The organism is Herbaspirillum sp. C7C2, from assembly GCF_022627865.1.
In the GTDB taxonomy this organism is placed as follows: domain Bacteria; phylum Pseudomonadota; class Gammaproteobacteria; order Burkholderiales; family Burkholderiaceae_D; genus Herbaspirillum; species Herbaspirillum frisingense.
Genome location: NZ_JABXGI010000006.1, coordinates 122,749 through 136,122 on the forward strand (window position 1 = coordinate 122,749; position 13,374 = coordinate 136,122).

The 13,374-nt window shown below is 62.5% G+C and carries 11 protein-coding genes; 3 read left to right on the forward strand and 8 right to left on the reverse strand.

The features are described 5' to 3' along the window. Positions 1 to 172: 172 nt before the first annotated feature. The 7 genes from HWE04_RS11475 to HWE04_RS11505 all read right to left on the reverse strand — a co-directional run bounded on the left by HWE04_RS11475 (position 173) and on the right by HWE04_RS11505 (position 8,029). Positions 173 to 3,157: a ribonucleoside-diphosphate reductase subunit alpha gene (locus tag HWE04_RS11475; protein ID WP_241812488.1), complete on the reverse strand. Its 2,985-nt coding sequence runs from the start codon at positions 3,155 to 3,157 to the stop codon at positions 173 to 175. Between the two features lie 385 nt (positions 3,158 to 3,542). Further along, positions 3,543 to 4,193 (reverse strand): 1,6-anhydro-N-acetylmuramyl-L-alanine amidase AmpD, encoded by a 651-nt coding sequence (ampD, locus tag HWE04_RS11480; RefSeq protein WP_241812489.1) that lies wholly within the window; start codon positions 4,191 to 4,193, stop codon positions 3,543 to 3,545. A 3-nt stretch (positions 4,194 to 4,196) separates the two neighbouring features. Beyond that, a complete protein-coding gene (locus tag HWE04_RS11485) occupies positions 4,197 to 4,487 on the reverse strand; it encodes a PP0621 family protein (RefSeq protein WP_006713235.1) in 291 nt (96 codons plus the stop codon). Then, a complete protein-coding gene (locus HWE04_RS11490; protein WP_006713233.1) occupies positions 4,484 to 5,296 on the reverse strand; it encodes a cytochrome C assembly family protein in 813 nt (270 codons plus the stop codon). Before HWE04_RS11490 ends, HWE04_RS11485 begins: the two co-directional genes overlap by 4 nt. Before the next feature lie 125 nt (positions 5,297 to 5,421). Continuing rightward, entirely contained in the window at positions 5,422 to 6,231 is an 810-nt protein-coding gene (locus HWE04_RS11495) for an ABC transporter ATP-binding protein (protein WP_241812490.1), read from the reverse strand. 1 nt (position 6,232) lies between these two features. Further along, a complete protein-coding gene (locus HWE04_RS11500) occupies positions 6,233 to 7,054 on the reverse strand; it encodes an ABC transporter permease (protein ID WP_006713230.1) in 822 nt (273 codons plus the stop codon). Positions 7,055 to 7,069: 15 nt separating this feature from the next. Next, positions 7,070 to 8,029 carry an ABC transporter substrate-binding protein gene (locus HWE04_RS11505; protein WP_077235780.1) on the reverse strand — a complete coding sequence of 320 codons (960 nt, stop codon included), beginning with the start codon at positions 8,027 to 8,029 and terminating at the stop codon, positions 7,070 to 7,072. A gap of 334 nt (positions 8,030 to 8,363) precedes the next feature. Between HWE04_RS11505 and ffh the strand changes: the two genes are divergently transcribed. The 3 genes from ffh to HWE04_RS11520 all read left to right on the forward strand — a co-directional run bounded on the left by ffh (position 8,364) and on the right by HWE04_RS11520 (position 11,456). Next, complete coding sequence (ffh, locus tag HWE04_RS11510; protein WP_241812491.1) at positions 8,364 to 9,734, forward strand: signal recognition particle protein; 1,371 nt, start codon at positions 8,364 to 8,366, stop codon at positions 9,732 to 9,734. A 419-nt stretch (positions 9,735 to 10,153) separates the two neighbouring features. Beyond that, positions 10,154 to 10,657 carry an SWIB/MDM2 domain-containing protein gene (locus HWE04_RS11515; RefSeq protein WP_077235781.1) on the forward strand — a complete coding sequence of 168 codons (504 nt, stop codon included), beginning with the start codon at positions 10,154 to 10,156 and terminating at the stop codon, positions 10,655 to 10,657. Positions 10,658 to 11,048: 391 nt separating this feature from the next. Next, positions 11,049 to 11,456, forward strand: a complete 408-nt coding sequence (locus HWE04_RS11520) for a hypothetical protein (RefSeq protein ID WP_241812492.1) — start codon at positions 11,049 to 11,051, stop codon at positions 11,454 to 11,456. 93 nt (positions 11,457 to 11,549) lie between these two features. Here HWE04_RS11520 and HWE04_RS11525 read toward each other — a convergent pair whose 3' ends face one another. Beyond that, positions 11,550 to 13,277 carry a proline--tRNA ligase gene (locus tag HWE04_RS11525; RefSeq protein ID WP_006713221.1) on the reverse strand — a complete coding sequence of 576 codons (1,728 nt, stop codon included), beginning with the start codon at positions 13,275 to 13,277 and terminating at the stop codon, positions 11,550 to 11,552. Between the last annotated feature and the right edge of the window lie 97 nt (positions 13,278 to 13,374).

Genomic DNA, 13,374 nt, shown 5'->3' on the forward strand with positions numbered 1-13,374 from the left:
ACTGGCTCGGCGGAGTTCCGGGTATCTATCAGGTGACAACGGCGCATCCGGTGAAGTTCACCGCGATGCGCCGACTAGGTTGGGTGGGGCTGGGGGACAGTGTAGCTGCCGGCATCTCGGACGACCTTGATCATCCTCATCGGCAGGCCATCCCGGCCCCCACCCGGGTTGCTTACTGGCAGGCCTCGCACTCTTCGAAGCCGGCGTCGCCCGGACGCATGGTGCAGACCGGACCGTCGGCTTCGATGGAAGCGCCCGGAGTCGGCATCACGTAGGCCGCCGAAGCGGTGGCAGCCGAGGCGATGGGTGCGGCCGGAACCGCATTGCCCGCGGCCGAAGCCATGCTGCCGGCGCCGCCGTCGACTGCCACGGCGTTCAATGCACCCGCGCGGGAAGTGGACTTCTCGGTGTGGGTGGCACCGATGGTGCGCAGGTAGTAGGTGGTCTTCAGACCGCGCAGCCAGGCCAGCTTGTAGGTCTCGTCCAGACGCTTGCCGGAGGCGCCGGCCATGTAGATGTTCAGCGACTGGGCCTGGTCGATCCACTTCTGGCGACGCGAGGCGGCTTCCACCAGCCAGGACGGGTCCACTTCGAAGGCGGTGGCGTAGATGTCGCGCAGGTCTTGCGGGATGCGGTCGATCTTGGCCAGGCTGCCGTCGAAATACTTGAGGTCGGCGACCATCACTTCGTCCCACAGGCCACGGGCCTTCAGGTCACGTACCAGGTACTCGTTGATTTCGGTGAATTCGCCCGACAGGTTCGACTTCACATACAGGTTCTGGTAGGTCGGCTCGATGCAGGCCGACACGCCGATGATGTTGGAGATGGTCGCCGTGGGCGCAATGGCCACGCAGTTGGAGTTGCGCATGCCGTGTTCGGCGATGCGCGCACGCAGGGCAGCCCAGTCCAGGGTCTCGGTGGTGTCGGTTTCCAGGTAGCCGCCGCGCTCTTGCGCCAGCAGCTTCAGAGAGTCCTGGGGCAGGATGCCGCGATCCCACAACGAACCGCGGTAGGAGGCGTAACGGCCGCGCTCTTCAGCCAGTTCGGTGGATGCCATGTAGGCGTAGTAGCAGACGGCTTCCATGGAGCGGTCGGCGAACTCGACGGCGTCCATCGAGGCGTACGGCACGCGCTTGATGTGCAGGCAGTCCTGGAAGCCCATGATGCCCATGCCCACCGGACGGTGACGCAGGTTGGAGTCACGGGCCTTCTTGACGGCGTAGTAGTTGATGTCGATGACGTTGTCCAGCATGCGCATGGCAGTGCGGATGGTCTTTTGCAGCTTGGCATGGTCCAGCTCGCCATTGACCAGGTGCGCCGGCAGGTTCACCGAACCCAGGTTGCAGACCGCGATTTCGCTGTCGTTGGTGTTCAGGGTGATCTCGGTGCACAGGTTGGAGCTGTGGACCACGCCCACGTGTTGCTGGGGCGAACGGATGTTGCAAGGATCCTTGAAGGTGATCCAGGGGTGGCCGGTCTCGAAGAGCATCGACAGCATCTTGCGCCACAGGTCGTTGGCCTGGACCTTCTTGAAGAGCTTGAGCTCGCCGCGGGCGGCCTTGGCTTCATAGCCGGTGTAGGCTTCTTCGAAGGCACGGCCGAACTTGTCGTGCAGGTCCGGGGTGTCGGACGGCGAGAACAGGGTCCACTCGCCCTTTTCCATCACGCGCTTCATGAACAGGTCGGGAATCCAGTTCGCGGTGTTCATGTCGTGGGTGCGGCGGCGGTCGTCGCCGGTGTTCTTGCGCAGCTCGAGGAATTCCTCGATGTCCATGTGCCAGGTTTCCAGGTAGGCGCAGACTGCACCCTTGCGCTTGCCGCCCTGGTTGACCGCCACGGCGGTGTCGTTGACCACCTTCAGGAAGGGGACCACGCCTTGCGACTTGCCGTTGGTGCCCTTGATGTGGGCGCCCAGGGCGCGCACCGGGGTCCAGTCATTGCCCAGGCCACCGGCGAACTTGGCCAGCAGGGCGTTTTCCTTGATGGCTTCGTAGATGCCGTCCAGGTCGTCGGCCACGGTGGTCAGGTAGCACGAGGACAGCTGCGAGCGCAGGGTACCCGAGTTGAACAGGGTCGGGGTCGAGCTCATGAAGTCGAAGGACGACAGCAGGTCGTAGAACTCGATGGCGCGGGCTTCGCGATCGATCTCGTTGAGCGCCAGGCCCATGGCCACGCGCATGTAGAAGGCCTGCGGCATTTCGATGCGGGTACCGCTGATGTGCAGGAAGTAGCGGTCATACAGGGTCTGCAGGCCGATGTAGCCGAACTGCAGGTCGCGCTCGGGCTTGATGGCAGCAGCCAGCTTGGCCAGGTCGAACTGGGCCAGCTTGGTGTCGAGCAGCTCGGCGTCGATACCCTTCTTGACGTATTGCGGGAAGTATTCCAGGTACTCGGCCGGTGCATCGGCTTGCGCCACTTCCTTGCCGAAGACTTCCTTGCGGATGGTATGCATCAGCAGACGCGAAGTCACCTGGCTGTAGGCCGGGTCCTTTTCCATCAGCGCGCGGGCAGCCAGGATGGCGGACTTGTACAGCTCTTCGACGGGCACGCCGTCGTACAGGTTCTTGACGGTCTCGGCGAGGATGGCATCCGCATCGACATGACCGTCCAGGCCGACGCAGGCGGCGTCGATCAGGGCACGCACTTCGGCGATCTCCAGCGGGCGGCTCTGGCCATCTTCGGTCACGTGCAGTTGCGGGGCGACCACTTCGGTCTTGTTGGCGGCACCCTGCTGGGCGCGCTCTTCCATGCGCTTGGCACGGTACAGCACGTAGGCGCGGGCCACGTCATGCTCGCCCGAGCGCATCAGGGCCAGTTCGACCTGGTCCTGGATGTCTTCGATATGGAAAGTGCCGCCGGCGGGCTGGCGACGCACCAGCGCCGACACCACGTTGGCGGTCAGTTGCTCGACCATCTCGCGCACGCGCGCCGAGGCCGCGCCCTGGCCACCGTTGACGGCCAGGAAGGCCTTGGTCACGGCGATGGAAATCTTGGAGGGCTCGAAACCGACCACGGCGCCGTTGCGGCGGATGATGCGGTATTCGCCCAGACCAGCGGACTGGGATACGACGGTCTGGCCTTCAGCGGAGCCTTCCAGCTCGGCGGACACGCCAAACGGGGCAGGCGATTTGACGGAAATTTCTTGGGTTGAGCGCACTTAGCCTCCTGGATACATGGAGCAGACGAGCGGGGTGATCGCCTGCGTTGCTAATAACTAAACAATTCAATCCCGGCTGCAGGGATTGGAAAACGACGGAAGCGCCGCACAATGACTATCCCTTGCGTGGACATTCATGCTGACGCAAAAACTGCTTGAACCTGATGAGTGGAACGACGGAAATAAAAGAAGGATGAACCGCGGGCGTTGTCGTACTTGGTTACTGCCTCGTGGGTCTTTCACCTTCTGAAGCACTGCCGAAACGGGCCATCTGTGGATGAAGACCCTTGTACAAAAATAAGTTCACCAGAACACTACATCTAGTATCAAAACATCGATTGGGACTAATTCTAGTGGCGCCACTTTGATGATGCAACCGCTATTTCTAGAATTTTTCGTCCGTGGAAGCTTGACTTTTGTGTAGCCCAAGAGGGAAGCGCAATTGCGCCCCGTTAATGATTTTCATCATTTCCTCCCGATAGCGGTCCCAGTCGAAACAGGGACCAGGATCAGTCTTGCGCACCGGCGCGATGTGTTCGTGACCGGCGACAGAGGTGAGGCCATAGCGGGTGGCCAGGGCCTGGGACAGCTTCGCCAGGACCGGATACTGGGCCTCGGCAAAGAGCTCGAAGTCGGTCCCTTCCAGCTCGATGCCGATGGAAAAGTCATTGCAGCGCTCGCGGCCATCGAAGACCGATACCCCGGCATGCCAGGCTCGGCGGTGAGCGGGGACGAACTGCACGACCTCGCCGTCGCGACGGATCAGGAAATGCGCCGAGACCCGCAGCGGCCGCAACTGGTCGAAATAGGGATGGGCATCGAAGTCGAGACGGTTGCAGAACAGGTCTGCTATATAAGGGCCACCGAACTGGCCGGGCGGCAGGCTGATGTTGTGGATCACCAGCAGATCCGTCACCACGCCAGCCGGCCGCTCATCGCAGTTGGGCGAGGGCTCGCGGCGGGCTTGTCGGCACCAGCCCTCGTCGTCGATATCCCAGGTACTCCAGGTATCGGCCTCGGTGATGGGTACGCTCATGGCTCAGAAGGAGGCCAGGCGGCGATGCTCTTCCGAGCAGTAATAGGCGCCCGAGGCATGCACCACGGCTTCCGAGGCGGGGAAATGGATGCCGCAATGGGCGCATTGGACCATGGTCTCGACATTGCTGTCGGTGCGACGCCGGAAACGCGAGGGCTTGGGGCGCGGCATGCCGGGTTCGGCACCCGCCTCGCCCTCGCCGGCCGCGTCATTGCCGGCCAGCATGGATTTCTTGGCGCGCTGGAACCACACCACCACGGCCAGCAACACGACCAGCCAGATCAGATATTTCATGTCAGTACCCGATGCAGCACGACTTCAAGCACGAACCGGCTGCCCACATAAGCCAATAAAAGGATGGCGAAGCCGGCCAGCGTGAAGCTGAGCGCAGTCCGCCCCCGCCATCCCTGCCAGCGACGGCCGGCCAGGAGCAGGCCGAACAGCAGCCAGGACAGCATGGTGAAGACCGTCTTGTGGTCCCACCGGAATGGCGTCCCGAACAACTGCTCGGAAAAGACGACGCCCGATAGCACGGTCAGCGTCAACAACGCGAAACCGAAGGCAATCAGGCGGAACAGCAATTTTTCCATGGTCAGCAGCGCCGGCAGCCGATCCAGCGCCAGGCCGAACCAGCTGGCCTGGGCAGTCGGCCCGGGACGGGTATGCAGGCGCGACTCCTGCAATACCATCAGCACCGCATGGAAGGCAGCAATGGTCAGCGTGCTGTAGGCCAGGATGGAGATGGCGATATGCGCCAGGAACCAGTCCGACTTGCCGGCCAGCGCCACCAGGTTGCCGGGGAAGACGCTGGGCAGGATCACCGACAGTGCCGCCACGGGCAGCACCAGCACGCGCATGCTGTCGAGCGAGAAATTGCGATTTTCCAGCCAGTAGGCGGCCACCGAAATCCACAGCGTGGAAGAAAGCATGACCGCAAACCCCACCCGCACGGCGTCGGGCGCGAACATGTCCGACAGCAGTGCCCCACCATGCAGCATCCAGCCAACCACGATGCCCAGCGAGATCGGCATGCGCCGCTGCGAGGGCATGAAGGCGCATGCCAGGTAGAGCAGCGCAGCCAGGATGAAAAAATAAGTTTGCATCGCCCAAGTTTACACTATCTCGGCCGACGACCCGGTTGCGCCTGGTCAGACAAACCGTGCGGATGGTCCCCGCAAATGCGACACGGCAGGACTGGCCTGCCGTGTCCAGAGGAGTACCTCGGCCCTCAGTCGACGGCCGCGGCCTTCATCTCGGCATTGTGATGGCGCTGCTGCTCTTCCATCACCAACTGGCCCAGTTCACGCTTCAAGGCATTGAAGTCGGGATCGGCCGGATCGCGCAGCCGCGGCAGGTTCACCAGCATGTCACGCTTGACCGTACCGGGACGGTAGGTCATGACCACGATGCGGTCGGCCAGGTAGATCGCTTCCTCGATGCTGTGGGTGACGAAGACGATGGTCTTCTTGAACTCATCCCAGATCCGCAGCAATTCGTCCTGCAGGTTGCGACGGGTCAACGCATCCAGGGCACCGAAGGGCTCATCCATGAGCATGATGGGCGAATCCAGCGCCAGCACCCGGGCGATCGCCACCCGCTGGCGCATCCCGCCCGACAGATCCTTGGGGAAACGGGTGCGGAAGTCGATCAGGCCCAGCTTGTCCAGCAACTGGGTCACGCGCTGGACGATCTCGGCCTTGGGCGTTCCCTTGATTTCCAGACCAAAGGCGACGTTCTGCTCCACCGTCATCCAGGGGAAGAGCGCATATTCCTGGAACACCATGCCACGATCCGGCCCCGGCTCGCTGACCACCTTGCCATCAGTGAGGATTTCCCCGGTGGACGGCAGGGCGAAGCCGGCGATGGCATTGAGCAAGGTGGACTTGCCGCAGCCGGACGGTCCCAGCAGGCAGACGAACTGACCGTCGGGAATGTCCAGGTTGATATCCTTCAAGGCGACGACTTCGCGGTCATCGGTCTTGAAGATCTTGTGCACGCCCTGCACGCGGATGCGGGGCGAAGAATTGGCTTGGTTCATGTCAGTTCTCCAGCCCGCGATGCCAGCGCAGCATGTAATTGTTGAGGCGGCTCATGCCCAGGTCGATGGCCAGACCCAGCAGGCCGATGGTGATCATGCCGGCGATGATCTTGTCCGACCAGAAATACTCACGCGCTTCCATGATGCGGAAACCCAGGCCATTGCTGACCGCGATCATCTCGGCCACGATCACCACGATGAAGGCCGTGCCGATACCGATACGCACCCCCGAGAGGATGTAGGGCACCGCTGCCGGCAACATCACCCGCAGGAACAGCGTGGACTGGCTGGCGCCCAGGTTGCGGGCGGCACGCAGGTAGATGCTGTCGACCTGGCGCACCCCGGCGATGGTGTTCATCAGCACCGGGAAGAAGGCCCCCAGCGAGATCAGGAACAAGGCCGGCGGATTACCCAGCCCGAACCACAGGATGGCCAGCGGGATATAGGCAATCGGCGGAATCGGGCGGATCACCTGGACCGTCAGGTTCATGAGGCCATAGATGCGCTGGCTCGACCCCATCAGCAGGCCCAGCGGCAAGGCCAGGCCGGCGCCGATCAGGAAGCCTGCCACCACGCGATAGAGGCTGCCGATGGCGTCCATCACCAGTTCACCCGAGAACACCCAGGCCAGCCAGCTGCCGGCCTCGGGGTCATAGGGCTTCAGCGGCGAGGCGTATTCGCCCCACTTCTTGAGCACCGCCCACGGCGAGGGCAGGATCTGCGGGTTGATCCAGCCGGCGCGGGAGGCCCCCTCCCACAGGGCGATCACCACCAGCGGCACCAGCAACCCCTGGAGGAAGCTGCCATTCTTGTTCTTTGCCATGCAGGATTCCCCTTCTTACTTGAGGTTCATGCTCTTCTTGGCCTGCTCCAGCAGATCGGTCTTCACCCAATCCTTGGCCACGGGCGGCTTGGCCATCTTGCCGGTACCGTACTTGGCCATGGTGTCGGTGGTGACCTGGATGTGCTCGACAGTGATGTCGTAGGCGTAGGGAGAATTGCCGATGGCGTCGTAGAAGTCTTCCTTGGTGATCTGGTTCTTGAAGATCACTTCACGCACGTACTTCTCGGCCACTTCAGGCTTGTCGATGAAGGTCTTGGTCGCCTCCAGGAAGCAGCGCATGAACTTCTCGGCCAGCGGGCGCTTCTCGGTGTAGAACTTCTCGGTCATCACCATGGTGCGGTAGGGTTCGCCGATCGGGGTGTCGTAGGGCTTCATCACTTCCACGCCGAAACCCTTGTTGATGGCCTGCGAGGATTGCGGTTCGCTCTGCATCATGGCGTCGATGTTCTTGCCAAGCAGGGCTTGGTTGAGGTCGGCGAAGGCCAGGTAGACGATGGTCACATCCTTGGGCGTGAGGCCGTTCTGGCCCAGCTCGGCATCCAGCAGCACTTCATGGATGCCACCGCGGGTCACACCGACCTTCTTGCCCTTCAGGTCCTTGACCGACTTGATGCCCGAGTCCTTGCCCGCCACCAGGCGCGCGCCACCCTTGGCGAAGCCGGCCACCACGTAGATCGGTGCGCCGTTGGCGCGGCCCGAGATGGCAGCTTCCGAGGCAGTGGTACCCACGTCGAGCTCGCCGGCCAGGATGCCCTGCATCACGTCGGGGCCCTTGGCAAAGACCTTTTCATCGACCTTGATGCCACACTTGGGCGCGATCTCCTTGATGTAGGACACCGCACCATAATGGGCGAACTTCAGGTTGCCCAGTCGGATCACATCGTCTGCGGCATGGCTGGCGGTCGCAAAGCCGGCGCTTGCCAGCAGGGCCAGGGCGATCAGTTTCTTGTGCATTTCCTCTCTCCTCTTGTGTGTATCGTTATTGATGCGGCGGGCCGGCGGCGGCGATGCCGCGCCGGCTGTCTCGATGGCGTTGGCCGCCGCTGCATGGCGGCTGGCCTTGATTATTATTTGCGCTCGGAAATTCAGCGCCCATGTATACACAAAGAGGACGTCCTGTACAAGCTGTTAATTTTACGTAGCAGCCCCATCTGGGCCTGCAGGCCGGCTTGCAGACGCGGGCGCAGCAGGGCTCTTCGGTTAAAATGCAGGATTGCCCGTCGCCTGCGGCACCACCTTGCCGCTCAAGTCCTGGCCCGCGGCCATCCACTCATTTGCAGATATCACCATGCTAGACAACCTGACCCAACGCCTCGCCAAAGTCGTCAAAACCATGCGCGGCGAGGCGCGACTGACCGAATCCAATACCGCCGAGATGCTGCGCGAAGTGCGCCTGGCCCTGCTGGAGGCCGACGTGGCCCTGCCGGCGGTGCGCGAATTCATCGCCAAGGTCAAGGAAAAAGCCCTGGGCGAGGAAGTCATCGGCTCGCTGACTCCCGGCCAAGCCCTGGTGGGCGTGGTACAGCGCGAACTGGCCAGCCTGATGGGCGCCGATCTGGGCCCGGAAGCCTCGCAACTGAACTTCGCCACCCAGCCGCCGGCGATCATCCTGATGGCAGGCCTGCAGGGTGCCGGCAAAACCACCACCGTCGGCAAGCTGGCCAAATACCTGCGCGAAACCACCAAGAAGAAGGTGCTGACGGTATCGGCCGACGTCTATCGCCCGGCCGCCATCGGCCAGCTGCAGACGGTGACCGGCCAGGCCGGTGCCGACTTCTTCCCCAGCCAGGCGACCGACAAGCCGGTCGATATCGCCCTGGCGGCGCTGGACTACGCCAAGAAGCATCACCACGAAGTGCTGATCGTCGACACTGCCGGCCGTCTGGGTATCGACCAGGCCATGATGGACGAAATCCGCGCCGTGCACGCCGCCATCAAGCCCATCGAGACCCTGTTCGTGGTCGACGCCATGTTGGGCCAGGACGCCATCAACACCGCCAAGGCCTTCAGCGACGCCCTGCCGCTGACCGGCGTGGTGCTCACCAAGCTGGATGGTGATTCGCGCGGTGGTGCTGCATTGTCGGTGCGTCACATCACCGGCAAGCCCATCAAGTTTGCCGGTGTGGCTGAAAAGCTGGACGGTCTGGAAGCCTTCGACCCCTCGCGCATGGCCAACCGCATCCTGGGCATGGGCGACATCCTGGCCCTGGTCGAGGAAGCCCGCAAGGGCGTGGACATGGCAGCCGCCGAAGGCCTGGCCAACAAGATCAAGGGCGGCGGCAAGTTCGACCTCAATGACTTCAAGGCCCAGCTGTCGCAGATGAAGAAGATGGGCGGACTCACCAGCCTGCTGGACAAGCTGCCGGCGCAGATGCAGGCCGCAGCCGGCAACGCCAACATGGACCAGGCCGAGAAACAGGTGCGCCGCATGGAAGGCATCATCAATTCCATGACCCCGCAGGAGCGCGCCAAGCCGGAGCTGATCAAGGCTACCCGCAAGCGCCGCATCGCCGCCGGCGCCGGCGTACAGGTGCAGGAAGTCAATCGCATGCTGTCGCAGTTCGAGCAGATGCAATCGATGATGAAAAAGCTCAAGGGTGGCGGCATGATGAAGATGATGCGCGGCATGAAGGGCATGCTGCCCGGCGGCATGCGCTGACCTGATCACCGGAATCCCTTGCTGGTGCTGGCTTTGCGGCTGGCACCAGGCATTTTCCGCACGATCTTCCTGCTGCCTTTTCCCGCTGCCCTGCCCCCTCCCCGCTGTATTCCTCCCCCGCATTTCCTCCCCTCTCCGGATCACTGGCAGATGCCCTCGCGCGCGGCTGCGGTCATGTCCTTTTTTCATCTTCCGGGCAGCCTCGCAAACCGCACGCGAGGGGTCCTTCCACGACCTGCCGGCATCCGCCGCGATCCCTTTACCGGCGCGGCTTGACGCCGGGTCGGAGCGGCTCGTTGTTTCCTGGTTATTTCATCCGGAAATCTGCCAAAAAATACTTGCATGGCCGTGCAAAGAGCACCACTATTAGCGGTGCGTAAATTGACGCATTCATCTCATTCTTGTGAGGAGTCTTTCAGATGGCCACAGCAAAAAAAGCAGCAGCCGCAGTAAAGAAGCCAGCAGCAAAACCCGCCGCCAAGCCGGCAGCAAAACCGGCAGCTAAGCCTGCCGCGAAAGCCGCAGCACCGAAGGCTGCGCCAAAGGCAGCGGCCAAACCCGCCGCCAAGCCGGCAGCCAAGGCAGCTCCGAAAGCCGCACCCAAGGCAGCCCCCAAGAAAGCCGCAGCAAAACCGGCTGCCAAGCCCGCCGCCAAGAAGCCCGCAGCAAAGCGCACTCCCAACGCCGCCTTCATGAAGCCGTTGACGCCGTCGGCAGCACTGGGCGAAGTGGTCGGCGCCAAGCCGCTGCCACGCACCGAAGTGACCAAGAAGGTGTGGGAATACATCAAGAAGAACAAGCTGCAGAACGCCGAGAACAAGCGCAATATCGATGCTGATGACAAGCTCAAGGCGATCTTCGGTGGCAAGAAGCAAGTCACGATGTTCGAAATGACCAAGCTGATCTCGGCTCACCTGAGCTGATCGACGCCCGCGGTTTGCAAGCGACTTGCAAACAAAAACGCCCGCAGAAACCATGCGGGCGTTTTTGTTTCTGGGTGTTTCCGACGGGGCCGCTTCCACGCAGCGCGGTCGCAGGCAGGCTTGACAGACAGCGATCCTCTTCGGACAACCTCAACGCTTCCGCTTTTCCGACGCCCGTAGGCGGGCTTTTCTGATGGCAGTCGCCGTAGCGATCCCATAGGATGCATGTTCTGCACTGGTGCGCGTGGCAAGGACCTCTTGCTGACCTCTTGCTGACCTCTTGCTCACTCTCACCTCCCATCCCGCAGAACTGAACAAGCAACGCCGGGTCTATCAATATGCCATCCACTGATGAGCTTGGAAGCTCATTACCAAGAGAAAGGAAATGACCATGCCAAACCACACCCACAGCCTGCGTCACCAGGTCCTGCGCTCGGCCAGCGCGCTCGTGATCGGCCTGGCCGCCCTGGGCGGTGCCTCGCATGTATTGGCTGCCGGCAAGGCGGGCAATACGGAGTACCAGCAACAGATCGCTGCCTGCAAGAACGGTAGCTCCACCGAAGACCGTGCGACCTGCCTGCGTGAAGCAGGCGCCGCGCAACAGGCGGCCGCGCGCGGCACGCTGACTGATCCGGGCGCGACCCAGCTGAAGGAAAACGCGCTGCGCCGCTGCGAAGGCCTGCCGCAGTCCGATCGCATCGATTGCGAAAAGCGCGTCAATGGCCAGGGGCGTACCGAAGGCAGCGTTGCCGACGGCGGGATCCTACGCGAAACGGTGACCATCGTTCCGGCGAAGTAAGACGGCGTAGCTGCTCCAGCTGCGACCAAAACAAAGGCGGACGCCGTGGCGTCCGCCTTTTTCATTGCTGCGTCACCGCAGCACCAGGGTGGCTCAAGCTGCCAGCTTGCCCTGGATGAAGGCCAGCGCCTCAGCCAGCGGGACCTGGGTGGCTTCGCTGTCGCGACGGCCCTGGTATTCGATGTTGCCATCCTTGAGGCCACGATCACCGACGACGATACGATGTGGCACGCCGATCAGTTCCCAGTCGGCGAACATCGCGCCGGGGCGTTCGCCACGGTCATCCAGCACCACATCCACGCCTGCCTCGGTCAATTGCGCATACAGCTTGTCGATCTCGGTCTTGACGGCTTCGCTGCGGTCATAACCCATCGGGCAGAGCACGACCTCGAACGGTGCAATCGAAGTCGGCCAGATGATGCCACGCTCGTCGAAATTCTGTTCGATGGCCGCGCCCAGGATGCGGGTCACGCCGATGCCGTAGCAACCCATCACCAGCGGTTGCGGCTTGCCGGCCTCATCCAGATAGGTCGCCTTCATCGCCTCGGAATAGGTGGTGCCGAGCTGGAACACGTGGCCCACTTCGATGCCGCGCTGGATCGCCAGCACACCCTGGCCATCCGGCGAGGCGTCGCCTTCGACCACGTTGCGGATATCGGCCACCACCGGTTCGGGCAAGTCACGGCCCCAGTTGGCGCCGGTGTAGTGGAAATCAGCCTCGTTGGCGCCGCAGACGAAGTCGGCCATGTTGGCGACGGTACGGTCGGCCACAACCTTGACCGGCTTCTTGGTACCGATCGGGCCCAGGTAGCCCGGGGGCGTGCCGAACCATTCGACGATCTCGGCTTCGTTGGCGAAACGATAGGTGGCCAGACCGGGGATTTTGCTGGCCTTCACTTCGTTGAGCTCGTGGTCGCCACGCAGCAGCAGCAGCCAGATTTCCTTCTTGGCCGGATCATCGTTGTCCACGGCCAGGACGATGGACTTGACGGTGCGCGCCAGCGGCAGGCCCAGCAACTCGGCCACCGCCTCGCACTTGGACTTGCCTGGCGTGGCGGTCTTTTCCAGCGCCTGGGTAGCGGCGCCACGGGCGCTGTCCACCGGCAGGGCTTCGGCCGCTTCCATGTTGGCGGCGTAGTCGGAGGTGGGGCAATAGACCAGTGCGTCTTCGCCGGTGGCGGCGATCACGTGGAACTCATGCGAGCCGGAACCGCCGATGGCACCGTTGTCGGCCGCCACCGCGCGGAACTGCAGTCCGAAACGGGTGAAGATGCGCACGTAGGCGTCATACATGGCCTGGTAGGACTTCTTCAGGCCGTCGATGTCGCGGTCGAAGGAATAGGCATCCTTCATCGTGAATTCGCGCCCGCGCATCAGACCGAAGCGCGGGCGACGCTCGTCGCGGAACTTGGTCTGGATGTGATAGAAGTTCACCGGCAGCTGCTTGTAGCTGCGCAGCTCGGAGCGCGCCACGTCGGTGACCACTTCCTCGGAGGTCGGCTGGATGGCGAAGTCGCGACCATGGCGATCCTTCACGCGCATGAGCTCGGCGCCCATCTTGTTCCAGCGCCCGGTCTCCTGCCACAGCTCGGCCGGCTGCACCACCGGCATCAACAGCTCGACGGCGCCGGCACGGTTCATTTCCTCGCGCACGATGGCTTCGACCTTGCGGATCACGCGCAACCCCATCGGCATGTAGGTATAGATGCCGGCACCCAGACGCTTGATCATCCCGGCCCGCATCATCAGCTTGTGGCTGACGATTTCAGCGTCGGAAGGGGCTTCTTTCAGGGTGGAAATAAAAAAACGTGAGGCGCGCATGACGGTCGGTTCTTTTTAAAAAGAGGAGGGTTATAATCGTTCTAATTTTAAAGGATTAGCTGGCTGATGCGCCCTTTCTTTGCAGATTTGCTCCTAG